The sequence below is a fragment of the Sporolactobacillus terrae genome, assembly GCF_019930545.1.
Taxonomy (GTDB): domain Bacteria; phylum Bacillota; class Bacilli; order Bacillales; family Sporolactobacillaceae; genus Sporolactobacillus; species Sporolactobacillus terrae.
This window is the reverse complement of sequence record NZ_CP082837.1, coordinates 2,523,088-2,546,898: the sequence shown is the minus strand read 5'-3', so window position 1 is coordinate 2,546,898 and position 23,811 is coordinate 2,523,088. Positions and strand designations below refer to the sequence as shown.

Genomic DNA, 23,811 nt, shown 5'->3' with positions numbered 1-23,811 from the left:
AAATGAACAATTATAAATTAACCATCCAGTATGACGGCAGCCGCTACAAAGGCTGGCAGCGGCTGGGCGATACGAAGAATACGATTCAAGGAAAAATCGAACAAACGCTGACAGCAATTATCGGTCAGTCCATTGAAATCGTCGGCTGCAGCCGAACCGATGCCGGTGTTCATGCACTGGGACAAGTTGCCAATTTCAAAACGGAGACGCTGCTTGATGAAGCGGATTTTCTCAATCAATTGAATCATCAGCTGCCTAGAGATATTTGCGTGCCGACCATCGAACGCGTTTCTGAACGTTTCCATGCGCGTTACAATGCTAAAGCGAAAACCTATCTATATAAAATTTGGAATGAGCCGAACAGTAATCCTTTTATGCGAAAATTCAGCATGCATGTTGACGAAAAGTTGGACATCGCGCGCATGCGGCAGGCCGGCACGCATTTTATCGGCACGCATGATTTTACTGCTTACGCAAATGCAAAATCAAAGAAAAAGTCAGCAGTCCGCACGATTTCGGCGATTAAAATGGATGCGCATGATGGCTTCATTGATATCCGCTTGACCGGTGATGGCTTTCTGTACAACATGGCGCGGAAAATGGTCGGCACACTCATTGAAGTCGGGATATGCGCAATCGAAGTCGATGCGATTCCGCATATCCTCGAATCGAAGCAGCGCGTACAAACAGGCCGCCTGGCGGACGCCTGCGGCCTGTATCTGGAGCACATCAGTTATTAATGGTTGGCACAATCAGCTGATTGGACTTGATGTCAAGGATACCCCTTGGCGTCAGTCGTACGAACGGGAGATGCTGTTCGGTCAGGAAAAACAAACAGAAGAACGGATCGTCAAAAGCGAAGCCGTCCTTTTTCATTGCTTGCAAGAACTGTTCGGCTTTGGGACTCAATGCGTCCATCGATCGTGTGCTCATGACACCGAGCAGATCCAAGCTGAACGAGAACGCATCCGTACCATCAAACTGTGCCGTGATCCCTTGGAATCCATGGCGGATTTCTTGGTAGGCGGCGTGCATTGCAGCACGGTCGCGCCCGATGATCAGGATGTCGCCAGAGGCGCAGTAGGTACTTCCCAGTGCCTGAAGCGAATGCGCAAAGTTGCGAATACGTGTGTTTAAGACGGCACCGGTTAATCGGCATATATAGGTAAGAAAGCATTCATCATCAGACAGCGGGCTGACCGGATCAAAGGGGTACGGACGGGTAATGACGCTGTTTTGCAGTTCGAGACCGATCGGCGCGACTGGGCTAAGCGGATACTGTTCCGGCAAATGACGCGTGTCGGCGTGATTAAAATAACGTTTCAGATCAAGAGCAACCGGCTCGGTCATTCGTTTCTCGTTGCGCACGAGCCATTTTCCCTCAAAAAGAACGCTCGTCGGCTCGGGCTCCTGAAGCGATTCGATAATGTTGATGTCGGCAATTCTGCCCGGCGTGATGCTACCGAACAGGTCGTCGATATGGTAATATACTGCCGGGTTTAAGGTCGCCATTCGGTACGCGTCCGCCATAGAAATACCGCAATCCATGGTCTGTCTAATCATTGCGGCATGTGTGGCATGGTGTAAAAAGGGAAGTGATGCGCCGTCATTGGTCAGCATCAGCTTGGACAGATCAAGTCCCGGATGCCGTGCCAATCCGCTCATGATTACCGGAAGATCGGGACGGATCGATGAGTTGCGAATCGCAGTATAATAACCGAGATTGAGCCGATGAATTACATCGCGCGGAGTCATAGACTCGTGATCGCCCGTCATTCCGGATGCCGCGAACAGGTTGAGTGTGTTGAGCGATGAACCGGGCAGATGCGCTTCCATCCGTTTGCCGGAGCGACGCACGGCAAACAATTTATCCTTTAAGTCCTGAGCACCTAATTTAAGCGGCAGCCAGTGGCTCAATTCTCCGCCCTGCATCACGAACGGCTGCTTCAGCCATTTTTCCAGCGCAGCAGTTGAAGGATGCTGGTTCTCAAAGTAAGCCCACCATAACCAGGAGTGTCCGCCTGCTTGATTCAGTTCGTGAACAAACTGTTCCATTTGTTCACCGCTCAAATGCGCCAAAGCGAAGCTATTGTCATTGACTGAAATCATCGTTCCTTTTTCCGTCAGATAACGGCCTAAAGAAAGCGGGTTATAAACAAGAAAGGGGTGGGCATGTGGCTCAATATAGGCAGGGACCATGATCTGATTTGCTTTTAAACGGCAAACTTCCGTGTTTTCGGAAATCAGCGGTTCATCCGGCCCAACATAGGCAATCCGATTGCCGCTGATCCAAATGTTCTCTTTTTGGACGATGCCAGAATAGACATGAAGCACAGGGGCATCGGGAAAGAACAAGGATGCAGCTGCCTTTTTTTGAACGGTATCAATCAATTGGTGGTGTTCTTTTTCAGTTAACGCATGCATGGATGATCACATCACATTCTAACAAGTTGTCTCTATTATAACGAGAGACGCGCTGATTTTCATGGAAAGCAGATCCGCACCCCAATTTTTACCACTTTTTTTGAGATCAACACGGTCATCGAAATGCTGTTAAATCCTATCTTCTGAAACACATATTGCGTCAGCATGCACCGGTCCAAACGGTTGGCGCACACGTGACAGACATGCAGTTCTGCCACGCGTAGGCGTATAATCAAAGTAAATCATTTTCGGTACAGCGCAAAGGAGAATCGATGAAAAAGAAGAAATGGATGTATTTTGTGTTCATCAGTGTCATCGCCGCCCTTCTCATGGCTGCCGCTTGGTGGATCGCCGCTGGCGCAATCAATCCCGCGATGCGTACCCCGTCCACGGATTTGTCCCGAGAGGCGTTCCATGGCATGCGTATCGGCGACTCGATTGAATCAAAGGCGTTTGTCCGTCGATTTGGCAAGCCGATTCCAAGAGCGCAGAAGGATCGAAAGCTGGTCTATTATTCCTGGAAGGGCGGGCTGGTTACGGCTTCAAAAAGGGCCGAACCGCACAAGGGGCGGATTGCCGCCTTTTATCTGCTTAAAATGCAGCGCGTGCGCCTTGGCAATGTGTTTTCAGACTCATTGCCTGCCTTGCCGTCATTTTCTTTTCGCCCAAATAATCCGCTCAAAACCTATCGAGAGATTCAAATCGGGGACAGCAAAGAACAGGTGATTCGCCACTACGGCACTGATTATTATTCATTTAATATACGCGAGGGCGGGCAAATCATTGGCTATGTTGATCACAAGAATGAAATGAAGCTCGAGTTCAACATGAATAAGCATGCCCAGGTTCAGTCCATTAGGCTGGCGGAAGAAGGAATGAAGTGACCGGTGTCACGTGACTCAAAGGGGATTGTTGTTGCCCGATCATAGGCAGCCAGGAAAGAGAGTGATGCGCCGGTGGCTTGTACCCAACTGCCGGTCGCGTTAACTTGGTCCGTCTTGGCTTCGTCTGCCGCTTGATTGATCTGAAGAATCGTCGAGACCGCCTGAAGTGAGTTGCCGGCAATCTGCAACAAGTTGCCAATGATCGAGAGGGCGGTCGCACGATTGCGTTCCTCCGTTTCCAGATCCGACTGCAGCGACAGCGACCCTCCAAGTGCCTGAAGCATGTTGCCGATCGTAGTCGTTCGCAGATTATCGTGTTGCGGTTGCGCGGCGATGTCCCCATAGATGACGAGTCCGTTGCCGAAGCTTTGCATGGTACCGCCGACCGCATCCAGACCCTCGCTAATGTTTGCATCTAGACCATTCCCGGTTGCCTGCAAGGCGTTGCCCACAACATCCAGACCATTCTTTATCTCTTCCGGAAGCGTGATGGACGGTGTGGCACCAATAGCCGCACTTATCGTCCCTAGTGCATTGATGAAGGCATAATCAACCGCTCGAATTTGCTCGTCCATTACTCGCTCCTCCTCTTATCACAATTTATTCGGGATGATGGCGTGAGTTCATCAAAAACAGGTGAATCTGTTGATATAGGCCGAATGAAAAACCCGTACGGATGAGCCGTACGGGTTATCATTTATTCAAATTAAATTTATTTATAACGTGTGCGGCGTCCTGCGAAGGCAGGCTGGGCACGATGAAGATGCCAATTAAATTTGATGCGGCCGCTACGCAACTGATTGATTACCAGCAGAAAGATGAGATACGCAACGGCGATGCTAACGATATACCACAAGGTCATGCCGACACCCGCACGGTCAAGCGCGAATCCGGTAATGGCTGGGAACACGGCGGCACCCAGTCCGGATAATCCCGAGATAATTGGCGTCACCAAGTGTGCGCTGTTTGGGATGGAGTAGTTTGCGTAGACTAAGGTGATCGAGTAAATCCCGGACATCATCAGTCCCAGTGTACCAACGAAGATGTATCCCGTTATCACATTCTTTATAAAAATGAAGAACAACAGTGAGGTGATGGTTCCGGCGATACTCATCAACAGAAATTTGCTGTAGGTGAGTTTGCGGATGACAAATGCAGTTGCTGCACGGCCAATAACCATCGCACCCCAAAAAATACCGACACTGATTGAGGCATAATAGGCAGCTTGGTTTAAATAGTTCATGAAAATTGAAGACATGAAATTATTCAGACTGCCTTCAAGCCCGCCATACAGGAAGACGATCAAAGCGAAAAAGCCAAGTACCATCCATTTTAATTGATTGCTGAGTGGTCGCTGCGCATCGCTTGAACCCGAGGCATCCAAGGGCTCGCGAGTATCGACCATGGTTTTCGAGTATGAAATGCGCGTCCAGACAATGGCAAGGATGACTGCGAGCACGGCGGTAATGACGAACAGATAACGCCAGATATCATGGGCGATAAAGAAACTGGCAAGAAGCGGCATTGTAAAAGCACCGAGTCCGAACGATACTTCAAGATAGCTCATCGCTACTGCCTGACGGCCGATAAACACTTCAATGAACATGGTGGCAACGACGATCCCGATAGAAGCCGATCCAACACTGTTGAGAAAATAAAGAGCCATAAACAATGGAAACGGCGGCAATAGCAAGATGCTGAATTGCGCTGCAGCAATCAACAACGCGGAAAAGGTCAGCAGCGCTTTCGGATGAAAGCGGCGATTGAGATATGAAGTCAGCAGAACGCCTGCAAGAAATCCCATTGCACCAACAAAAATTAGTCTTCCACCAATTGTGTATGAAACATGGTAGTAACTTAAAAGTTCAGGCATCACAGATCCGATAGAAATAGCCGTCAGTCCGGTCAGAAAATACAAAGCACAAGAGGCAAAAGTAAATTGGCGCATGGTAAAGCGCTCCTTTCATCGTGAACGATAATTGAGAAGACCGTCGTCCGCCTAAGCGTTCTCCTAAGTCAACCAGAACATTGTAGCAGGATGATCAAGACAATAGAAGCCTTTTGAATGAATTTTTTTATGTTTTTTTTGTTGCGTAAAAATGTGTGTATTTTCAATGATTACACGCATGAAATCCGCCCAAAAAAACATGTGTACGACGCGTTATTCGCCTAGCATTTGCACAGCGCTTATGCCGCATATGTATACGCAAGAACGGCCTTTAAGTTACCCCAAACAATTCTGGAATATTAATAAGGGCATTATCGATACTAAAGAAAAGAAAAGTGAAATCCGCATGCATGAATTGCTGCGTGATGTGGCGTCTGGCGAAACGGATTGCTATAATCAAATTAGGAATATGAAACTTTAGGAGGATTCGTATCATGGGGCAGTCGATCACGTTCAAAAAAGCTGATCATTTGAAAGAAAAGCCTGGCTCCGCGAAACTAGGTTTCGGTAAACTTTTTACCGATTATATGTTCGAAATGGACTATTCGACGGAAAAAGGCTGGCATGACGCAAGAATTGTACCCTACGGACCAATCCAATTGGATCCGGCTGCAACGATTTTTCATTATGGTCAGGAAGTTTTCGAAGGATTAAAAGCGTATCGGACGGAAGACAAACGTGTCCTATTGTTTCGCCCTGATAAAAACATGGCGCGTATGAATCAGTCGTGTGATCGGCTGAACATCCCAAAAATTGATGAAAAGTTTGTGATCAAAGCGATAAAAAAACTGGTTGCCATCGAAGAAGCATGGATTCCATCCGAACCGGGGCAATCGCTTTACATTCGTCCATTTATTATTGGTACGGATGCGGCATTGGGCGTACATCCGTCAGCAACCTATAAGCTGCTGATTATTCTGTCTCCAGTGGGTGCTTACTTTGGCAACTCCATGAGTCCGGTAAAGATCTATGTTGAAGATGAGTTCGTCCGTGCGGTTAAGGGCGGTGTCGGCTACGCAAAGACCGCCGGCAATTATGCGGCGAGTCTCAAAGCACAGACGAAGTCGGAAAAGCTGGGCTTTGATCAGGTGCTTTGGCTGGACGGTGTGGAACATAAATATATTGAAGAAGTCGGCAGCATGAACATCTTCTTCAAAATTGACGATGAAGTATGGACTCCGGCACTGAACGGCAGTATTCTCCCAGGCGTGACGCGTGCTTCTGTCATTGAACTGCTTAAAAAATGGGGCATAACGGTCAAAGAGAAGAAAGTCTCTGTGAACAAGCTGTTCAAAAAAGCAGAAAAACAAAAATTGAAAGAAGTCTTTGGTACCGGAACGGCAGCCGTTATTTCTCCGGTCGGTTTCTTGAAGTGGGAAGACCATGTCATTAAAGTGGCAAACGGAAAAACCGGCAAGCTGTCGCAAAAATTGTACGACACGATCACCGGCATACAAAGCGGCAAGATTGAAGATAAATTAGGCTGGACGCAGGAAGTTAAGCTTCAAAAAGAAAAAGAAGCCGTTGCTGAATAAGCAGGTAACCCAGAAAAGCCTTTACGCAGATTGAGGCGTGCAGGCTTTTTGTTTACAAACAGCTGCGCAAAGCGCCCGAATCGCCCCGCGGCAAGCGAGCAATCGGAGCGACGATTCAGCACCGAAAAGACAGGAGACCATCACACATGTATGAAGGAACTTTCCTAAAGGAACTTTCTTAAAGGAACTTTCGCTAAGTGCGCATACGTCCTGTATGCAACGCGAAAGTCATCACATCCTGTGAAAGCACGTCCTGTATGCAACGCGAAAGTCATCACATCCTGTGAAAGCACGTCCTGTATGCAACGCGAAAGTCATCACATCCTGTGAAAGTACGTCCTGTATGCAACGCGAAAGCCACCGCATCCTGCGGAAGTAAGGACCGGACGCTTTTTGCCCGGTTTTTCTCACACTGGTAAGAAAGTATAGAAAATAAAAAGATTTAAGGAAACGAGTGTAAGTGCAACTAAGCCTTTGCCTTCGCCAGAGGCTTGGCAAAGCCAAGTTTTCTAATCAAATAGAGATGAACGATGGGAGAGTGGAAGATCATGACGGCTATGGAACACCTTGTGAACAGTCATGTTCGCGACATTCAAATCAGTGGCATTCGACAATTCTTTAATAAAGTGAAAGACTATCCGGGGGCGGTTTCATTGACCATCGGCCAACCGGATTTCGCAACACCCGAGCATGTGAAAGATGCTGGGAAAACTGCGATTGATCACAACAAAACCACCTATACAGCAAACGCGGGCTTAATTGAATTAAGACAGGCGATTGCAAATTATATTTTAGAAAAATATGATCTTCACTATGAAGCGGCGTCGGAAATCATCACCACTGTTGGCGCAAGCGAGGCAATTGATCTTGCTTTTCGTACGATTCTTGAACCTGGCGATGAGGTCATTCTGCCGGGACCAGCCTATCCTGGATATGCCGCGCCGATCACACTTGCCGGAGGTGTACCTGTCTTTATCGACACTCGGGAAACGGCATTTAAACTGACAGCCGCCCAGATCGCTGAAAATTTGACTGAAAAAACGAAGGCGGTCATTCTTCCTTACCCATCCAATCCGACCGGATGCGTGCTGACGTACGAAGAATTGAAAGCAATCGCTGAAGTGCTAAAGGATAAGCCAGTTTTCGTCGTTTCTGATGAAATTTACAGCGAGCTGACCTACGATCAAAAGCACCGATCAATTGCAACCTTTCCAGGAATGAAAGAGAAGACGCTGGTGATTAACGGGTTGTCGAAGTCGCATGCGATGACCGGCTGGCGCATGGGCTATATTCTCGCGGACCAACCGATTGCTGAACAATTGATTAAAGTGCATCAATACGGTATTTCCTGCATTACGAGCATCACGCAATACGCTGCTATTGAGGCACTGACGACCGGGAAGAACGATGCGGAACCGATGCGTCGCGCTTATAAGGAGCGGCTGGATTATGTCATCGGCCGCCTCGAAGCGATGGGTCTTGATGTTGTGCGGCCGTCCGGGGCGTTTTACGTTTTCCCGTCGATTAAAAAGTTTGGGCGGACGTCCGAACACTTTGCCTTGCAGCTGCTTGATCAGGAGCGCTTGGCAGCCGTACCAGGAAGCGCCTTTTCATCTTATGGTGAAGGTTATCTGCGTTTGTCCTATGCTTATTCGATGGATGTCTTAAAAGATGGCTTGGATCGGTTGGAACGATTTGTTGCGCGACTATCCAAATGAACGGGATTCTACTTACATAAGCGCTGTCTTTGAGCTATGAAAAGAGGCTGCCTCCTATGAAGCAGCCTCTTTGCCTTGCATTCATTCGATTGAAAGCCGGTGTCCTTTTTTCGGCGTTTTTGGTCCGTGAATCTTTAAGATCCCATTGATGTAGGAAGCCTGGGTACGCGCACGATCAATCGTATACGGTATGGTCACGACGCGCTCAGCATGGTCAAAACGGTATTCGTGGGTAAAAGCACCGGTTTGCTGGTGCTGCGTATTCATTACCACATTATTGTTCACTGAAATTTTAACTTTATCGCTGAAGAGTTCAATATGAATATTCTTTCGTTCTGCTCCAGGCAGCTCAGCTTCAACCACCCATTCTTTTTCCGCTTCATAGAAATGAACTGGGAAACCGGACACGGAATGACTGCTGAAAAAATCGTCGATGGATCTCAATACATCACCGAAAGGATTGCGTTCGAAGAAGGCATCAAGATCATTCATGAGGTTCCTTCTCTTGGGCAACTGCGGTTTGTCGGGATTATTCTTATCCATCATGACTCCTCCTTTTCAGATACTTATCTGCTCCCATCATATGTATCCGGTGTGGATTTGTTTCGTGGATTTTCATTGGCGAATGCGGAACAACCGCTTTGGCAATAATGGGGGAACAGAGGAGGCGCGGGCGATGAAGAACGACAATAAAGCTTTGCTGATCATTGATATGATCAATCCGCTTCAATTCAGCAAAGCCGGGCTGCTCTTGAATGGCATCAAGCAAATGATTCATCCGTTGGCCTGTTTGATGGACAGGGCGCGAAAACAAGGCATTCCAATTATTTATGTGAACGATAATTGTGGCCGCTGGGCATCGAATCGCGATGATCTGATTCACGCGGCGCTGGAAGGACCGGGGGCTGAAGCGGTACGTCAACTCCTCCCCGATCCTGAGGACTACTTTATTATTAAACCGAAACATTCCGGCTTTTTCGCGACGCCGCTTCATGCACTCCTGCATGATTTGGGTGCGGATACATTGATCTTGACTGGGGTAGCAGGCAACCTATGCGTTTTGTTTACGGCAAATGATGCGTATATGCGCGACTTTCATCTGATGGTGCCGCAAGATTGTTGCGCCTCAAACGTCAAGGAGGATAATGACTATGCGTTGCGCATGATGAATCAAGTACTTGGTGCCGACACGCGCAGGCAGTCTGAACTTGAACTGTGAGGGCAAGAGCAAACGGGATAATTATGATAAAATGGGTCTAGCGTTTATACGACGTTTAAGGATGGGAAAAGGCTTGTGGAAGCGGGCGAATGTTACAGACAGTCCCGTACGATCCGATACGCAGGCCAACGATTAAAGGAGATTTCAATGATGGATGATGCAGCGCACCGAGCCTTGAAAAAATATTTTGGCTATGATGAGTTCCGCAGAGGTCAAGATCAAATCATTACGCGCTTGCTTGACGGCGACGACACGATTGGCATTATGCCGACGGGCGGCGGAAAATCGCTTTGTTACCAGATTCCGGCACTGCTTTTCCCCGGCGTTACCCTTGTCATTTCACCACTGATTTCTTTAATGAAGGATCAGGTTGATGCGCTTGGCAATGCCGGCATCCAAGCAACCTTCATCAACAGCTCACTCAGCTTCACTGAAGGAAAAGAGCGCCTGACAGCGGCTGCCCGCGGCAAGTATAAACTGGTCTACATCGCTCCAGAACGATTAGAGGTTCCTGATTTTGTACGGGCTCTGGAACGGATGAAGGTTTCTCTGGTTGCTATCGATGAGGCGCACTGCATCTCGCAATGGGGACATGACTTCCGGCCAAGCTATCGCTCGATTCCAGCGATGATCACGCGCTTTTCTCAGAAACCGGTGGTTGTCGCACTGACCGCAACGGCGACGCCGAATGTCACCGCAGATATTTGTCAGCTTCTGGGGATTGCGCAGGATCACGTGATCGCTACTGGCTTTGCCCGTGACAATCTGAACTTTCAAGTGATTCGTGGACAAAGTGCGGATGTCTTTCTTTTCGACTATCTGAAGAAAAATCAGGATCAGCCGGGCATTGTTTATGCTGCAACCCGCAAAGAGGTTGACCGCTTATCTGCGCGCCTTGCGGAGAAAGGACTGGCAGTCGGTCGCTATCATGCTGGATTATCGGAACAGGAACGGGCGATGAGTCAAGAACGTTTTCTCTATGATGATCTGACGGTCCTTGTTGCGACGAATGCGTTTGGTATGGGGATTAATAAAAGCAATGTACGCTTTGTGATTCACTACAATATGCCGCGCAATATTGAGGCCTATTACCAGGAGGCAGGGCGTGCCGGACGCGATGGAGAAAAGAGCGATTGCATCCTGTTGTTTTCGCCACAGGACATTCGGCTGCAGAAATTCTTCATCGATCAATCTGAGATGGATGATGCATTGAAACATGCGGAGTACCATAAGCTGGAGCAGATGATCGGTTATTGCCACACAGAAACGTGTTTGCAAGGTTACATATTGCGCTATTTCGGAGATAAAGATCCAGACAATTGCGGGCATTGCGGCAACTGCTTGGATACACGTGAACAATCCGATGTAACGATTGAAGCCCAAAAAGTACTGTCGTGTGTCAAGCGGCTGCGCGAACGTTATGGCAAGATGATGGTTGCCAAGGTACTCGCCGGTGCATCGGATCAAAAGGTGAAGACATTTCATCTGAATCGGCTCTCAACCTATGGCATCATGCAGGAGCAAACGCAGAAGCAGATCAGTGAATTCATCGATTTTCTGACTGCCGAGCAGTATCTTGTGCAGCAAGGCGGTGCTTATCCGGTGCTCGCACTGAGCGATCGCTCGCTCGCTGTTTTAAAAGGCGAAGCAAAGGTGTATAAAAAGGGCAGCGTACGTGCGGAACGTCTTGCTGTGGACGATGCACTCTTTGAAACTTTGAAACAAGTACGCAAGGCACTGGCTCAGAAAGAATATGTGCCGCCCTATATTATTTTCTCTGATCAGTCTTTGCGCGAAATGAGCGCACGGCTCCCCTCAACGGACCATGAATTCCTAATGATCAAAGGCGTTGGCCAGCAGAAGCTGGAAAAATACGGACAAGCCTTTATGAAGGCGATTGCTGAGTATCAGGAGGCGCAGCAGGAACCGGTATGACGTCACGCCCTGAGTTGAATTGGTCGGCAGTGGTTCGCCGATGTTTATTGATCTTATCTATAACGTTGACACAAACGTGCATGCATTGGTAAGTTCCTGAAATACCGGTTTAAAAAGGCCTTTTGGTTGAATTTTATCTGGGATGCAGGTAGAATTAAGCCTGTTGTCGAAAAAAGTCTCCTCGCAAACAGAGGGGGTAGAGGCGCGGCAGTTATGAGAAGTACATCTGAGGCGAAGGGACGCCGGACGGTGTGCGTAAGGAACTGTTGCCGAAGCGGGTTCGGATCCCTTGCCGAATCGGTTGGGTTCGTTTCCGAAAGGAGCGAAACTGTCACATGCGAGCAGTTTGCGTGTGGTGTGCTATCGGGGAAGATGTGCGTGGAGTGAGTGGATCGATTGACTTTAATTTTCAAGCAGATCTTATTAACTTTACTATGAAGAGTTCGCCCGTTTAAGAGCATCACGATGCTTTTGACGGGCGTTTTTATCGTTCATTCATTTTTATGCCGCATGTTCCTCTGAATTACAGAGAGGGAGAGAGAACAAGTGAAGAAAGACAGCAAGAATCAATTGCAACGCGGATTGAAGTCACGTCACCTAACGATGATTTCGCTTGGAGGGGCGATCGGAACCGGATTGTTCCTAGCGAGCGGGAACGCGATCTATACTGCCGGACCGGGTGGAGCACTGCTTGCTTATGGACTGACCGGAGTGATGGTGTACTTCCTGATGACCAGCTTGGGTGAGCTGGCTACCTATATGCCGATCAGTGGGTCGTTCAGTACCTATGCAACCCGCTTTGTCGATCCGTCCTTTGGTTTTGCACTCGGTTGGAATTACTGGTATAACTGGGCGATCACGATTGCCAGTGAATTGTCGGCGGCAACGCTGATCATGAAATTCTGGTTCCCGGACAGTCCATCCATGCTATGGAGCGGTCTGTTTCTAGCGATTATTTTCTTACTGAATGCCTTGACTGTGAAAGGCTACGGCGAGTCCGAATACTGGTTTGCCATTATTAAAGTTGTGACCGTCATTATTTTTATCATCATCGGTTTGCTGATGATTTTCCGTATCTTAGGCGGGGGTGTGCCTGGATTCTCGAACTTTACCGTGGGCGATGCACCGTTCCATGGCGGTTTTCTCGCTGCATTCGGCGTCTTTCTGGCGGCGGGCTATTCATTCCAAGGGACTGAACTGCTCGGCGTCAGTGCGGGTGAAAGCGAGCATCCAGAAAAAAATGTTCCGAAAGCGATGAATACGATTTTCTGGCGTATTCTGCTCTTCTATATTTTGGCCATATTTGTCATTGCTATGATTCTACCTTATACCAATCACAATCTGTCAGCGACGGACTCGGTCATGGTCAGCCCGTTCACATTGGTGTTTGACCGCGCCGGGCTTGCTGTTGCTGCATCAGTCATGAACGCGGTGATTTTGACAGCTGTTCTGTCGGCAGGCAATTCAGGTCTGTACGCATCGACACGTATGCTTTATGCACTCGCCACAGAGGGCAAGGCGCCGAAATTCCTCGGCTATGTTACGCGACACGGCATTCCGATTTGGTCGCTGATCGTTACGGCAGCCTTTGGCCTGCTTGCCTTCTTTGCTTCCGGCTTTGGCGATGGTATTGTTTATAACTGGCTGCTCAGCGCATCGGGCATGTGCGGGTTTATTGCTTGGCTCGGGATCGCAATCAGCCATTATCGATTCCGGCGTGCTTATGTTGCACAAGGCGGTAAGCTTAGTGATCTGCCATACCGGGCGAAATGGTTCCCATTCGGTCCGCTGTTTGCTTTTGCCGTCTGCCTGATCGTCATTATCGGTCAGAGTTTCGGTGCTTTTTCTGGAGGGGAAATCGACTGGGGCGGAATTATTGCCGCTTACATCGGCATTCCTATTTTCCTCGCCGTTTGGCTGATTGCCAAGTGGAAAATGAGAACGAAACTGATTCCGCTTGAGCAATGTGACCTGTCACGTCATGGCAATTAATTATTGATCTCAAGGAAGGTGTCTCAATAGTCAAAGGTGACGTTGAGGCACCTTCTTGTATGCGCGCTTCTGGGGTCGTTGGTGACAACTTTTGTGTGGATGGTCCTGTTTTTCGAATGTGTGGGTACATCGATGCGGCTTGGCCTGGGAATGGTACAGGTTCATGGTAAAATAAAGAGAGTTTCGTACAAGAAAAGAGGAATAGTGATGCATAGTTTGGCACAAATCCATGGGCTGGTTTGGGGACTTATGGTGATTCTTTTTCTCCTGAGCTATCTTTTCTACCAGCAAAAAGTATGGAGTATGATCCTGCGGCTCACTTATTTGGTGATGATTGGAACCGGAATAGCGATGCTGTTCATCATCCATTTTCCGTTCATGCTGGTCGTTAAAGCCGTTCTGTCCTTTGCATTAATCGGTTTGATGGAAGCGGCGCTTGGCAAACGGAAAAAACAGCAACCGGCAGGACTTCTGCTCGTGCTCAGTACGGTAGTCTTAATTGTGATTCTGTTGATCGGCTACCGCGTCATTTAAAAAAGAACTTTTCCCGAATAGCATCGGGAAAAGTTCTTTTTGTTTCTCTTATGCTTAATTTTTTACGGGTGCTTCACTTAAAATTCCTGATGCTTTAATGCGTTCGGCGGCTTCTTTGAGCCGTTCTTCAGGCTCAAGCAGTCCGACGCGTACAAATTGATCGCCATGGGTGCCGAAACCGGCGCCGGGTGCGACGGCAACATGAGCACGTTCGAGCAGAGCATCAGCAAAGGACTCGGAAGTGTAACCGTTCGGTACCTTGAACCAACAGAAGAATGATCCCTTTGGTGCACGGACATCCCAACCAATCGCGCGCATGCTTTCGACTAAGACATTTCGGCGCTGTTCGTAAAGCGCGCATAATTGCTGAACTGACTGCTGCGCGCCAAGCAGCGCAGCCGATCCCGCATCCTGAATCGGGCTCGGGACATCGGAGTGATCAATGTCGTGGAAGGTGCTGAGCGCGCGGATAATTGACGCATTTCCGACTGCAAAGCCGACCCGGAATCCGGCCATGTTGTATGTTTTTGACAACGTGTACACTTCAATGCCTTGTTCCTTTGCGCCCGGCGTCTGCAGGAAGCTGATTGGACGTTTCCCGTCAAAACCGAATGCCGCATAGGCAAAATCATGGACAACCGGCATTTGATGTTTGCGTGAGAAACGTACCGTATCAGCAAAGAATGCCTCGGTAGCCATTGCTCCGGTTGGATTATTCGGATAGTTTAACATCAGCAAATGCGCTTTTTCCAAAATATCTGCAGGAATCGTTCGATAATCCGGTAAAAAGTCGTCTTCTGCGCGCACCGGGATTCCGTAGGTCCGCGCACCGGCAAGTTCCGGACAGACGTAGTACAGCGGGTAGCCGGGATCGGTCGTCAACATGACATCGCCCGGATTTAGCAGTGTTTGCGGTAATGCTGAAATCGCCACCGTTGCCCCGTCAAAGACGGTCACCTCTGTTTCGGGATCAAGCGTGACCCCATATTCGCGTCTGTAAAAGCTGCTGATTGCTTCTTTAAAAGAACGTTTGCCGCCTGCAGTAGGATAACCTTGATTCTCATGGAGCGGAGCGGCTTGATTCATTGCTTCGATAATTGGTTTCGGCGTCGGCTGATCCGGACTGCCGGTATGAAGATGGATGACATCAATGCCCTGCTTCACCACAGCATCAATTTTTTGTTCAATGCTGGTGAAGTAATTGGCGGGAAGCGCTTGAACTTGCCGGGATGGAATGAATTCAGCCATAAATAACCCTCGTTTCTTTCCGTACTTTTCTATACTCTATGCCCTTCACTTTAAGGGCGTTCATTCTACCACAGGTTGCTCATAGTGATCAATAAAATTCGCAACGTCTCTTATCATAACGCTTTTTTCTCTATGAATCTATGTACCGTTGTGGAACCGTTCCTCAGCTGCTGAATAAGTTAGAGTGAAATGCCTATGTTTGAGTATCGTGCATACCTGTAAATCTTGGTGCGCGGGGAAGGGTGAAACAATGTTTGTTTATACAGTAAGAACCGGAGACTCTTTATTTGCGATCAGTCAGAAGTTTGATGTTCCGGTGGACACATTGAGAAGCGTCAATGGGCTGGCGGCGACAAATATTGTTACCGGTCAAGCGCTGCTGGTGACTAGCGATGTTTATACAGTGCAGCCCGGTGACAGTTTATGGACGATTTCGCGTATGGCTTATGTACCGTTAAGCGCGCTCCGACAAGCAAATCCAGGAATCAACCCAGATCAGCTGAGTATTGGTCAGAAAATTAATCTTCCAACGATTGAGCGGCGCGTCGCCACTCATTTCAGCTATTCACAGCTTCGGACGCCGGCGCTTGATCAATCGGTTATTGCTAATAATGCGCCGTATTTAACGTACATTGCACTTTTTGAAACGCATTTTAATTGGAACGGCGATCTGAGTCCGCTCAATGACAATGCCGCGGTGCTTGCCGCTTGGCGCGGGCGGGTGACCCCGGTGCTGACCGTAACCAATTTGACGGCGACCGGATTTAATTCGGCTTTAGTGCAACGTGTTTTAAATACACCGAGTGTGCAGCAGACTCTGATCGACAACATGATCAACATGGCGACCTCCAGCGGCTACGGCGGGATCAATATTGATTTCGAAGGCGTACTGCCGGCGGATCGCAATGCGTTTGTGATGTTTCTGCAAGCGCTAAAGCAAAGGACACAATCGGCCAATTTGAATCTGAGTATCGCTGTGCCTGCAAAAACGAATGATGATGTGCCTTGGGTGCGTGGCTATGACTATGCAGCAATCGGTGCGATCGTCGATCAATTCTTCATTATGGCGTATGACTGGCATTATAGCGGGAGTGAGCCAGGAGCAACCGCTCCAATTCAGCTTGTTCGCGAAACGCTTGAATTTGCTGCTAGCCTAATGGATCGAAATAAAATAATCATGGGTACACCTTTTTACGGTTATGATTGGCCGATTCCGTTTTCCGCTCAGAATCCGGGCCGGGCGATTACGTATCAAGCCGCCATTGATCTGGCAATGAGCGAACAGGTACCGATTAATTATTCAACAACAGATCAAGCCGCTTATTTCTATTATACCGACGACAGCGGTCAGAACCGCGTGGTCTGGTTTGAAGATGTGCGCAGTTTGTTTGCAAAGGCACAGCTGGTTTACGATTCGCGAATCGCTGGTATCGGTTCTTGGCAGATTAACTTTCCGATGGCGGTCTATCCTTGGGTGTTCACTCACTTTTTCCAAATTCGAAAGGTCTGAGCACTGCGTATGACGTGAAAATGAGAGGTGTTCATGCTATCGTTATCCTAGATGCTAAGGATAGGAAAGCGAGTGAGAGGCATGGCAGAAAAGACGATTGGGTTTATTGGAACCGGAGTTATGGGCAAAGGCATGATCCGCAATTTGATGAAGGCGGGTTTTGCACTTCACGTTTATAATCGTACCAAAAGCAAGGCAGACGATCTTATTGCCGAAGGCGCAGTCTGGAAAGCAAGTCCCGCGGAAGCCGCTGAAGGAGCCGACATTGTGATTACAATGGTTGGTTATCCTAAAGATGTGGCTTCCGTTTATTTTGATAATGGGATCATCGCTCATGCAAAAGCAGGCGCCTATCTGATTGATATGACAACGTCTTCGCCGCAGCTCGCTGAAAAAATTTATCGGGCGGCTGCCCCTAAAGGGCTGCATGCATTGGATGCTCCGGTGTCCGGCGGAGATGTCGGGGCAAAGAATGGGACGCTGTCCATCATGGTCGGCGGTGACGCGCACGACGCCGAAGCAATGACACCCGTTTTCCAGGCGATGGGCCAGAAGATCGTGTATCAAGGGAAAGCAGGCTCCGGTCAGCATACAAAGATGGCCAATCAGATCGCGATCGCATCCAATATGATCGGTGTGGCCGAGGCGTTAGCCTATGCAAAACACGCTGGACTTGATACAGACAAAGTCATGGAGAGTATTGAAACCGGGGCTGCTGGCAGCTGGTCACTGAGCAATCTGGGGCCGCGCATGCTAAAAGGAGATTTCGAACCCGGTTTTTACATCAAGCATTTGATCAAGGATGAACGAATTGCTTTGGAATCAACGCAAGCCATGGGCATGGATGCTCCGGGCCTCGCCTTGTCAAAGGAGATCTACGAAGCGCTCGCTGATCAGGGCGAAGAAAACAGCGGCACACAAGCGATTTATAAAAACTATTGGAATGAGAAATAAGCAACAAAACCGTTGCGTAAAGCGTGCAGCTTTCATTAAAGCGATGCAAGCGATGAAGGAATACGCATTGGGACAAATAATGAGAGGGGGGGCTTCATGTGAAAGTTTTTATTGCAATTGGTGCCATTCTGGCGTTCTTATCGGTTACTTTTGGCGCTTTTGGCGCACATGTGCTGAAGGCGCGCTTGACGGAGCAGAATCTTTCCATTTTCCAAACCGGCGTTCAGTATCAAATGGTTCACGCACTAGGGCTGATTTTGATTGGCATTTTGGCTCTGACGGTCTTCACTGGACAGACGACACTGCTCGCTTGGGCCGGCTGGTTGATGACGCTTGGCGTCGTGCTCTTTTCAGGAAGCTTGTATGCACTCACGCTTAGCGGTGTCCGCGTACTGGGGGCGATCACACCGATTGGCGGCGTTCTTTTTCTCATCAGCTGGGTACTCGTTGTTGCAGCGGTCTTGCGTGCGTGATGTACGCGAAAAAGACGGAGCGGTTTTTACGAACCGCTTCGTCTTTTTTACAGGAAAAAAAGGATAAGATTTTGCCCCGTCTTCAAACCAATAGACCCATGTCTTGACCGAGAATCAAAGTGGAGGTACTCTAGCGCCAGCGGGAACCGCGTGCCAGCGAGCAATCGAAGCGCACACAAAATTAGGATGGTTTAAGGACCGAGCACAGCTTGTTTTTTTCACGATTGCAGGAATTAACGCCCGGCAGGAGTTGGCGCCGCGTAAGGATATTCGTACGCCAGTGGTCCGGTAAACTCGAAATAGTTGACGAACACCATCGGAATGAGGAAGCGTCGTTGTGTTTCTTCGTCCTCAATAATAACATGATCACGTCCGGCCGCTTCAACTGTACCGGTAAACGTTTTCGCGTTCCATTGGCTATTGCCTTCGAAGGTGCAGTAGACGGTTGCTGTTTTGCCTAAATTCAGTCGCAAAATGTTTTCAATATAAGATTGTTCGACAAAAGGCAGCGGAAGAACTTGTGGGCTGACCGGTTGCTGCGGTGCACCGGTCTGCGGAACCGGGAGCGTATAAGCCGGAAAAGGATAAGGTAATGCTTGTGGTGCGGGCTGCGGTGCACCAATTGGCTGCTGCGTCTGAGCTTGAAAAGGAAATGAACCGCTCGGCTGCTGTGGCTGGACTTGCTGTCTTGAGTCATCCCAGGTCTGCTGCGCTTGGGGATCCGGATTAAATGCTGCGCCATAAGGCCAGCTGTCTGGCGGAAATTGAACGCCCATAAATGAACTCACTCCTTAACAATCGATTGGTCAATAAACTCGCGGACAATCCGATTCAGTAGGGGAGAAGAAACAATGTGCTTTAAAGCGGCCGGTGTTCCACTGATTGTACCACTGAGCAGGACACGCGCCTGCCGGCTGAAAAAACCAAAGCGAATTCGATGCAGGATGGAACCGTTCCCCTTTAAGTGTTCGCTCGGCAAGCCGTTTATCTTGTGAGCGAGCCGCTTGATAAAAATATCCCTTTTGCGTTGCCTCGAAACCGCCAGGACTCTGAAAAACCATTTGTTGAATTGTCCTCAATCCTTCAAAATCAAGACAGTTGCCGAGTACCCGATTGACGCCGACATTGCCGACCATCAGCATACCGAGCTGACCGTCGCCTTCTGCCTCGGCACGCATTAAACGAGCGAGAAGTGAAACATCGTTCGACGTATACTGAACCACGGCCATAATCATGCCTGCCCCCTTTTCTTTTGGTGAAGAATCTTATGTGAATTGGCATCGGTATCCCCATTGCAAAAGTGACGCATCAGTGCGGCCGTCCGGATTGGCGCGCGCCTTTTAAAGTGGTGCGTCGAACCAGCCCGGCTGCTTGAACGGAAGATTTATAAGCCAAGGTTCTTAAGTACATATAAAGCCTATGCGTCTGATCGCAAATGATGACAGCGGGTCTGGAATTACGGCCAATAAAAAAAGACCTGTTTCCAGGTCTTTACATCAGAAGATTAGATGAAAAATTTTTGTTGAAACTGCTCTTGTGTTAAATGATTGCCGACAAAAAACGGTCCGAATTCGCCGAAACGGGCGCTTGCCTCATCAAAACGCATCTCATAAACAATTTTCTTGAATTGCAGCGGATCATCTGAGAAAAGGGTTACGCCCCATTCCCAATCGTCGAAACCGACCGACCCGGTGATGATCTGATGAATTTTTCCGGCATACTTGCGGCCGATTTGTCCGTGGCTCTTCATCATCTCACGCCGTTCTTCCATCGGTAGCATATACCAATTATCGCCATGTTCGCGCCGTTTATCCATTGGATAGAAGCAGAAGTAGTCGTTTTTTGGAAGGATCGGTTTCAACCGCTTCTGAACATAGGGATTCGCATAGGGATCGCCGCCGTCTTTGCCCAGATAATTGCTTAGTTCTACGACCGAAACAAAAGAATAGGCGGGATCGGTCACCTCACCTAGTTTTGATTTATCAAATTCGGTTTCCAGATCACTGAGTTCGTCCATCGTTGGGCGAAGCGTAATCATAACGAAATCCGCTTTTTGACCGAGCACGGAATAGAGCGCAAAGCTTCCATCATGCGCTTCTTCGTTAATCTCGGCACGACTGAAAAACTGATTAAATTCATTTAATGCTTGCTGTCGCTCCCATTCGGATTTTTCTTTCCATGCCGACCAGTCAATGGTACGGAAATCGTGGAGACAGTACCAGCCATCGAGTGTCTGTGCTGCTTCAGCCATCGTGAACACCTCTCTTTTTTTTCATTTTCTCACCTAGTCTAATATAGCACAGTTTCCCAATTGGATCAGAGGATGAAATTAACTTTCCAAATGTAGGATGTGTTCTTTTCGTTTATACTAAAGGTATAAGATAATTATTGGGAGGCGATGGACGATGGCAGACTTATTTGAACGATTGAAACCCGAAATTAAGAAGGGGAAACCGTCGATTATTTTTCCTGAAGCAGACGATGAACGGATTCGCGAAGCGGTGTGCACTTTAGCGTCAGAAGAATTGATTGTGCCCATTCTGATTGGGAAACAAGAAGAATCCACTGAGGAATTGAGGACGCTTGCTTCTGAAAATAAGCTTCGATTTCTGCATCCGGAAACGGATAAAGAACTGCAGACTAAAATCGATGCATTGGTGGCACGCAGAAAGGGAAAGACGGATGCTGCCCAAGCGGCACAGTGGTTAAGCGATCCGTGCTACTACGGGACGATGTTGGTTTACTTGGGCGAAGCGGAAGGACTTGTCAGCGGTGCAGCCCATTCAACCGCTGAAACCGTGCGTCCGGCACTGCAAATCATCAAAGCACAGCCGGGCAAGAAACGGATCTCGGGTTCCTTTATTCTTACGAAGGGGGATAAAGAATTCGTTTTTGCCGACTGTGGCATTAACATATCGCCCGACAGTGAAACATTGGCGGAAATCGCCATCGAATCAGCGGAGACAGCGGTACTGTTCGGTATCGATCCGAAAATTGCAATGCTCAGCTTCTCTACGAAGGGATCGGCAAAAGACCCGTCGATTGATAAAGTGAACGAAGCAGTAAAGCGCGTTCATGAGAAAGCACCGGATCTTGCGGTTGACGGCGAGCTGCAGTTTGATGCTGCCTATGTGCCGGAAGTAGCAGCTAAAAAAGCGCCGGATTCCCCGATTGCCGGCAAAGCGACTGTGTTTGTTTTTCCAAATATCGATGCAGGAAATATTGGTTACAAAATGGTACAGCGACTCGGCGGCTATACAGCAGTGGGACCGATTTTACAGGGATTGGCCAAGCCGGTTAACGACTTGTCACGCGGCTGTTCGGCAGATGATGTTTACAAGCTGGCGCTGATTACGGCCAAGCAAGCGCTGAGTGCAGCCCAGCCTCAAAATGTATAAAGGATCGGCATCCGTTCCGAGGCGTTCGGTACCGTTAGGTGAGCAATTGAAGCAACGGGCAAATACTTCATACGACTGAAAGCACGCGTTTTTCGCTCGGTTTTTGAAAGTATAAGATTTTTGGTCCCGCAAAAGACAGTGCGCCCGAGGCAAGCGAGTAACCGAAGCGACGATTCAGCACTGAAAAGACGCGAGCCCATCACACATAAAGAAACTTTCTTAAAGGAACTTTCCTAAAGGAACTTTCCTAAAGGAACTTTCCTAAAGGAACTTTCCTAAAGGAACTTTCCTAAAGGAACTTTCGCTAAGTGCGCATACGTCCTGTATGCAACGCGAAAGTCATCACATCCTGTGAAAGTACGTCCTGTATGCAACGCGAAAGTCATCACATCCTGTGAAAGTACGTCCTGTATGCAACGCGAAAGTCATCACATCCTGTGAAAGTACGTCCTGTATGCAACGCGAAAGTCATCACATCCTGTGAAAGTACGTCCTGTATGCGACGTGAAAGCCACCACATCTTGCGGAAGTAAGGACCGGGCACTTTTTGCCCGGTTTTTCGTATGGCTTGGACTAGTTTTAACCATTTGATGACGAGGTTCCCTAGAGACAAAGCATATTTTCTTTCGAAAACTTCTGAAAAATCTTTTTGGCTAAAAGGATAAGGTATATAATTGGAAGATCATGGACAATCGAAGGTGAGAATATGGATCCAGACCAAGCCCTTTATCTGAAACGGGCGTCACAGCGGCAAATAAAAAAAGCCGTCACTAGCGATTTTATCGGAAGCTTCAGTAGCTCACTTTTTAATTTTGCAATCAGTTTATACATATTAAAACTGACCGGATCGGCAATGAATTTCGGAACAACTTTATTGATCGGTCCGCTAATTGGCATTGTTTTTTCACCATTTATCGGTTACCTTGCCGATCATTACGATCACAAGCGCGTTATGGTTTCGACACAAATCGGATGTGTGCTTTTACTGATTGTGTACAGTCTGCTTTTCCCGCTGCTTGGAAATTGGCATTATTTAATGGTGCTCATCATGGTGGCGACCCTCGGACTAAATGCCCGCCTATTCAGTGTAACGTATATGTCAGCAATTTCCCGTCTTGTCGAAAAAGCGTTTATTCAACAGTTGAATGCCTTGGAGCAGTCGGCAAACTCGCTTGCGCAAATTCTCGGGCCTATAGCTGCCGGTGTCGTATTTGCGTTCGTACCGTTTCGGTCATTTATCTATTTTGAAATTGTCGCTGAGCTCGTGGTTGTTCTGATTGTGCTCACGATGAACTTTCAGCTTGTTGAACCGCCTGTCATGCAGCAGGGCAGCAAATCAGAGTCGATGTGGGCATCGATGAGGCAGGGATTGGTTTATGTGAAAAAACGACCGTTGATCTTGATGATGATTCTCGTTGCCTCGGTACTCAACTTTCTCTGCGGTGTATTTAACGTTGGTTTCCCGTATCTCATTGTTCAAGTCCTGCACATGCAAAATATTCAATACAGTCTCACTGAAGCGCTGTTTTCATTAGGGATGGTCGCCGGCGGGCTTCTGGCGGCGAAATTGACAGTGGACAGCAATCCGATTGGAATGGTCAGCAAGTCGCTTTTTTTTGAAGGACTGCCACTGATTTTCGCCATCATTCCGCTTCTTTTTACACTCAATTCATGGGTGTCGACCTTCATTTTTGGGAGCATTAATTTTGTATTGGCACTGGTTCTGGTCTTTGTTAACGTACCGTTGACCACATACATGCAAAAGACGATTCCGATGCATTACCAGGGCCGTGTTTTTACGATTTTGATGGTTGGCGCGACCTCGCTGCAGCCGCTTGGCATGTTTGTTTACGGGGTGCTGTTCCAGTATACATCAGCCATTGGCATCATTATTGGTTCGTTTATCGGCATGCTCGCGGTCAGTTTTTGCGCATGGACAGTCAGCCGCCGCGGCGCGTTTCAGGAAGAGAAGCTTCAAGGCTAATACACTCAGCGCAACGATAATAAAAAAACTCGGGCACCTGTGTGTCCGAGTTTTG

Annotated in this window: 21 protein-coding genes and 1 riboswitch; of the genes, 13 read left to right on the top strand and 8 right to left on the bottom strand. The window is 48.3% G+C overall.

The genetic code is table 11. The features are described from left to right. The first annotated feature begins 2 nt into the window (after positions 1 to 2). Complete coding sequence (gene truA / locus K7399_RS12215; protein ID WP_028976168.1) at positions 3 to 740, top strand: tRNA pseudouridine(38-40) synthase TruA; 738 nt, start codon at positions 3 to 5, stop codon at positions 738 to 740. Here truA and K7399_RS12210 read toward each other — a convergent pair. Further along, positions 730 to 2,424: an adenine deaminase C-terminal domain-containing protein gene (locus tag K7399_RS12210; protein WP_028976167.1), complete on the bottom strand. Its 1,695-nt coding sequence runs from the start codon at positions 2,422 to 2,424 to the stop codon at positions 730 to 732. The two genes, truA and K7399_RS12210, sit on opposite strands and share 11 nt — an antisense overlap. 272 nt (positions 2,425 to 2,696) lie before the next feature. Here K7399_RS12210 and K7399_RS12205 point away from each other — a divergent pair, with 272 nt between their 5' ends. Continuing rightward, positions 2,697 to 3,308, top strand: coding sequence for a hypothetical protein (locus tag K7399_RS12205; RefSeq protein ID WP_028976166.1), 612 nt, complete (start codon positions 2,697 to 2,699; stop codon positions 3,306 to 3,308). Here K7399_RS12205 and K7399_RS12200 read toward each other — a convergent pair. Further along, positions 3,272 to 3,883: a DUF6944 family repetitive protein gene (locus K7399_RS12200; RefSeq protein ID WP_051575203.1), complete on the bottom strand. Its 612-nt coding sequence runs from the start codon at positions 3,881 to 3,883 to the stop codon at positions 3,272 to 3,274. The genes K7399_RS12205 and K7399_RS12200 overlap by 37 nt on opposite strands. A gap of 137 nt (positions 3,884 to 4,020) precedes the next feature. Next, positions 4,021 to 5,256, bottom strand: coding sequence for an MFS transporter (locus tag K7399_RS12195; RefSeq protein WP_028976165.1), 1,236 nt, complete (start codon positions 5,254 to 5,256; stop codon positions 4,021 to 4,023). A gap of 434 nt (positions 5,257 to 5,690) precedes the next feature. Here K7399_RS12195 and K7399_RS12190 point away from each other — a divergent pair, with 434 nt between their 5' ends. Together K7399_RS12190 and K7399_RS12185 are read left to right on the top strand one after the other, a co-directional pair. Then, the gene (locus tag K7399_RS12190) at positions 5,691 to 6,791 is read left to right on the top strand and encodes a branched-chain amino acid aminotransferase (protein ID WP_028976163.1); all 1,101 of its coding nucleotides are present in this window, start codon (positions 5,691 to 5,693) and stop codon (positions 6,789 to 6,791) included. A 557-nt stretch (positions 6,792 to 7,348) separates the two neighbouring features. Further along, positions 7,349 to 8,509 (top strand): aminotransferase A, encoded by a 1,161-nt coding sequence (locus tag K7399_RS12185; protein WP_028976162.1) that lies wholly within the window; start codon positions 7,349 to 7,351, stop codon positions 8,507 to 8,509. A gap of 81 nt (positions 8,510 to 8,590) precedes the next feature. On the opposite strand, the gene K7399_RS12180 is transcribed toward K7399_RS12185, so the two are convergent. Then, positions 8,591 to 9,055 (bottom strand): Hsp20/alpha crystallin family protein, encoded by a 465-nt coding sequence (locus K7399_RS12180; RefSeq protein WP_028976161.1) that lies wholly within the window; start codon positions 9,053 to 9,055, stop codon positions 8,591 to 8,593. 130 nt (positions 9,056 to 9,185) lie between these two features. Here K7399_RS12180 and K7399_RS12175 point away from each other — a divergent pair, with 130 nt between their 5' ends. The 4 genes from K7399_RS12175 (at position 9,186) to K7399_RS12160 (ending at position 14,189) form a co-directional block, all read left to right on the top strand. Continuing rightward, positions 9,186 to 9,728 (top strand): cysteine hydrolase family protein, encoded by a 543-nt coding sequence (locus K7399_RS12175; protein WP_028976160.1) that lies wholly within the window; start codon positions 9,186 to 9,188, stop codon positions 9,726 to 9,728. Positions 9,729 to 9,878: 150 nt separating this feature from the next. After that, positions 9,879 to 11,663: a DNA helicase RecQ gene (recQ, locus tag K7399_RS12170; RefSeq protein WP_028976159.1), complete on the top strand. Its 1,785-nt coding sequence runs from the start codon at positions 9,879 to 9,881 to the stop codon at positions 11,661 to 11,663. A 189-nt stretch (positions 11,664 to 11,852) separates the two neighbouring features. Beyond that, positions 11,853 to 12,034, top strand: a riboswitch (Lysine riboswitch). Between the two features lie 232 nt (positions 12,035 to 12,266). Then, the gene (locus tag K7399_RS12165) at positions 12,267 to 13,655 is read left to right on the top strand and encodes an amino acid permease (protein WP_223362608.1); all 1,389 of its coding nucleotides are present in this window, start codon (positions 12,267 to 12,269) and stop codon (positions 13,653 to 13,655) included. Positions 13,656 to 13,862: 207 nt separating this feature from the next. Continuing rightward, on the top strand, positions 13,863 to 14,189 hold the full coding sequence (locus tag K7399_RS12160; RefSeq protein ID WP_081788048.1) for a DUF1516 family protein: 327 nt from the start codon (positions 13,863 to 13,865) through the stop codon (positions 14,187 to 14,189). A 54-nt stretch (positions 14,190 to 14,243) separates the two neighbouring features. Here the strand turns inward: K7399_RS12160 and K7399_RS12155 are convergent, their stop codons facing one another. Beyond that, positions 14,244 to 15,437, bottom strand: a complete 1,194-nt coding sequence (locus K7399_RS12155; protein WP_028976156.1) for an aminotransferase class I/II-fold pyridoxal phosphate-dependent enzyme — start codon at positions 15,435 to 15,437, stop codon at positions 14,244 to 14,246. A 250-nt stretch (positions 15,438 to 15,687) separates the two neighbouring features. Here K7399_RS12155 and K7399_RS12150 point away from each other — a divergent pair, with 250 nt between their 5' ends. The 3 genes from K7399_RS12150 to K7399_RS12140 all read left to right on the top strand — a co-directional run bounded on the left by K7399_RS12150 (position 15,688) and on the right by K7399_RS12140 (position 18,374). Beyond that, positions 15,688 to 16,947: a glycosyl hydrolase family 18 protein gene (locus tag K7399_RS12150; RefSeq protein ID WP_028976155.1), complete on the top strand. Its 1,260-nt coding sequence runs from the start codon at positions 15,688 to 15,690 to the stop codon at positions 16,945 to 16,947. Between the two features lie 81 nt (positions 16,948 to 17,028). Continuing rightward, entirely contained in the window at positions 17,029 to 17,901 is an 873-nt protein-coding gene (locus tag K7399_RS12145; RefSeq protein WP_028976154.1) for an NAD(P)-dependent oxidoreductase, read from the top strand. Positions 17,902 to 17,999: 98 nt separating this feature from the next. Continuing rightward, positions 18,000 to 18,374 (top strand): DUF423 domain-containing protein, encoded by a 375-nt coding sequence (locus K7399_RS12140; RefSeq protein WP_028976153.1) that lies wholly within the window; start codon positions 18,000 to 18,002, stop codon positions 18,372 to 18,374. A 233-nt stretch (positions 18,375 to 18,607) separates the two neighbouring features. On the opposite strand, the gene gerQ is transcribed toward K7399_RS12140, so the two are convergent. From gerQ to hemQ, 3 genes are all read right to left on the bottom strand, one after another. Beyond that, entirely contained in the window at positions 18,608 to 19,150 is a 543-nt protein-coding gene (gerQ, locus tag K7399_RS12135) for a spore coat protein GerQ (protein WP_028976152.1), read from the bottom strand. 30 nt (positions 19,151 to 19,180) lie between these two features. Beyond that, positions 19,181 to 19,603: a cell wall hydrolase gene (locus K7399_RS12130; RefSeq protein WP_028976151.1), complete on the bottom strand. Its 423-nt coding sequence runs from the start codon at positions 19,601 to 19,603 to the stop codon at positions 19,181 to 19,183. 275 nt (positions 19,604 to 19,878) lie between these two features. Beyond that, on the bottom strand, positions 19,879 to 20,625 hold the full coding sequence (gene hemQ / locus K7399_RS12125) for a hydrogen peroxide-dependent heme synthase (RefSeq protein ID WP_028976150.1): 747 nt from the start codon (positions 20,623 to 20,625) through the stop codon (positions 19,879 to 19,881). Between the two features lie 154 nt (positions 20,626 to 20,779). Here hemQ and pta point away from each other — a divergent pair, with 154 nt between their 5' ends. Both pta and K7399_RS12115 read left to right on the top strand, forming a co-directional pair. Continuing rightward, positions 20,780 to 21,772, top strand: coding sequence for a phosphate acetyltransferase (gene pta, locus K7399_RS12120; protein ID WP_028976149.1), 993 nt, complete (start codon positions 20,780 to 20,782; stop codon positions 21,770 to 21,772). Between the two features lie 706 nt (positions 21,773 to 22,478). Continuing rightward, positions 22,479 to 23,756, top strand: a complete 1,278-nt coding sequence (locus K7399_RS12115; protein ID WP_028976148.1) for an MFS transporter — start codon at positions 22,479 to 22,481, stop codon at positions 23,754 to 23,756. Positions 23,757 to 23,811 lie beyond the last annotated feature (55 nt).

Excerpts from the sequence above, each read along its gene's own strand:
- truA (WP_028976168.1), top strand. The coding sequence starts at position 3 with ATGAACAATTATAAATTAACCATCCAGTATGACGGCAGCCGCTACAAA.
- K7399_RS12210 (WP_028976167.1), bottom strand. The coding sequence starts at position 2,424 with ATGCATGCGTTAACTGAAAAAGAACACCACCAATTGATTGATACCGTT.
- K7399_RS12205 (WP_028976166.1), top strand. The coding sequence starts at position 2,697 with ATGAAAAAGAAGAAATGGATGTATTTTGTGTTCATCAGTGTCATCGCC.
- K7399_RS12200 (WP_051575203.1), bottom strand. The coding sequence starts at position 3,883 with ATGGACGAGCAAATTCGAGCGGTTGATTATGCCTTCATCAATGCACTA.
- K7399_RS12195 (WP_028976165.1), bottom strand. The coding sequence starts at position 5,256 with ATGCGCCAATTTACTTTTGCCTCTTGTGCTTTGTATTTTCTGACCGGA.
- K7399_RS12190 (WP_028976163.1), top strand. The coding sequence starts at position 5,691 with ATGGGGCAGTCGATCACGTTCAAAAAAGCTGATCATTTGAAAGAAAAG.
- K7399_RS12185 (WP_028976162.1), top strand. The coding sequence starts at position 7,349 with ATGGAACACCTTGTGAACAGTCATGTTCGCGACATTCAAATCAGTGGC.
- K7399_RS12180 (WP_028976161.1), bottom strand. The coding sequence starts at position 9,055 with ATGATGGATAAGAATAATCCCGACAAACCGCAGTTGCCCAAGAGAAGG.
- K7399_RS12175 (WP_028976160.1), top strand. The coding sequence starts at position 9,186 with ATGAAGAACGACAATAAAGCTTTGCTGATCATTGATATGATCAATCCG.
- recQ (WP_028976159.1), top strand. The coding sequence starts at position 9,879 with ATGGATGATGCAGCGCACCGAGCCTTGAAAAAATATTTTGGCTATGAT.
- K7399_RS12165 (WP_223362608.1), top strand. The coding sequence starts at position 12,267 with ATGATTTCGCTTGGAGGGGCGATCGGAACCGGATTGTTCCTAGCGAGC.
- K7399_RS12160 (WP_081788048.1), top strand. The coding sequence starts at position 13,863 with ATGCATAGTTTGGCACAAATCCATGGGCTGGTTTGGGGACTTATGGTG.
- K7399_RS12155 (WP_028976156.1), bottom strand. The coding sequence starts at position 15,437 with ATGGCTGAATTCATTCCATCCCGGCAAGTTCAAGCGCTTCCCGCCAAT.
- K7399_RS12150 (WP_028976155.1), top strand. The coding sequence starts at position 15,688 with ATGTTTGTTTATACAGTAAGAACCGGAGACTCTTTATTTGCGATCAGT.
- K7399_RS12145 (WP_028976154.1), top strand. The coding sequence starts at position 17,029 with ATGGCAGAAAAGACGATTGGGTTTATTGGAACCGGAGTTATGGGCAAA.
- gerQ (WP_028976152.1), bottom strand. The coding sequence starts at position 19,150 with ATGGGCGTTCAATTTCCGCCAGACAGCTGGCCTTATGGCGCAGCATTT.
- K7399_RS12130 (WP_028976151.1), bottom strand. The coding sequence starts at position 19,603 with ATGGCCGTGGTTCAGTATACGTCGAACGATGTTTCACTTCTCGCTCGT.
- hemQ (WP_028976150.1), bottom strand. The coding sequence starts at position 20,625 with ATGGCTGAAGCAGCACAGACACTCGATGGCTGGTACTGTCTCCACGAT.
- pta (WP_028976149.1), top strand. The coding sequence starts at position 20,780 with ATGGCAGACTTATTTGAACGATTGAAACCCGAAATTAAGAAGGGGAAA.
- K7399_RS12115 (WP_028976148.1), top strand. The coding sequence starts at position 22,479 with ATGGATCCAGACCAAGCCCTTTATCTGAAACGGGCGTCACAGCGGCAA.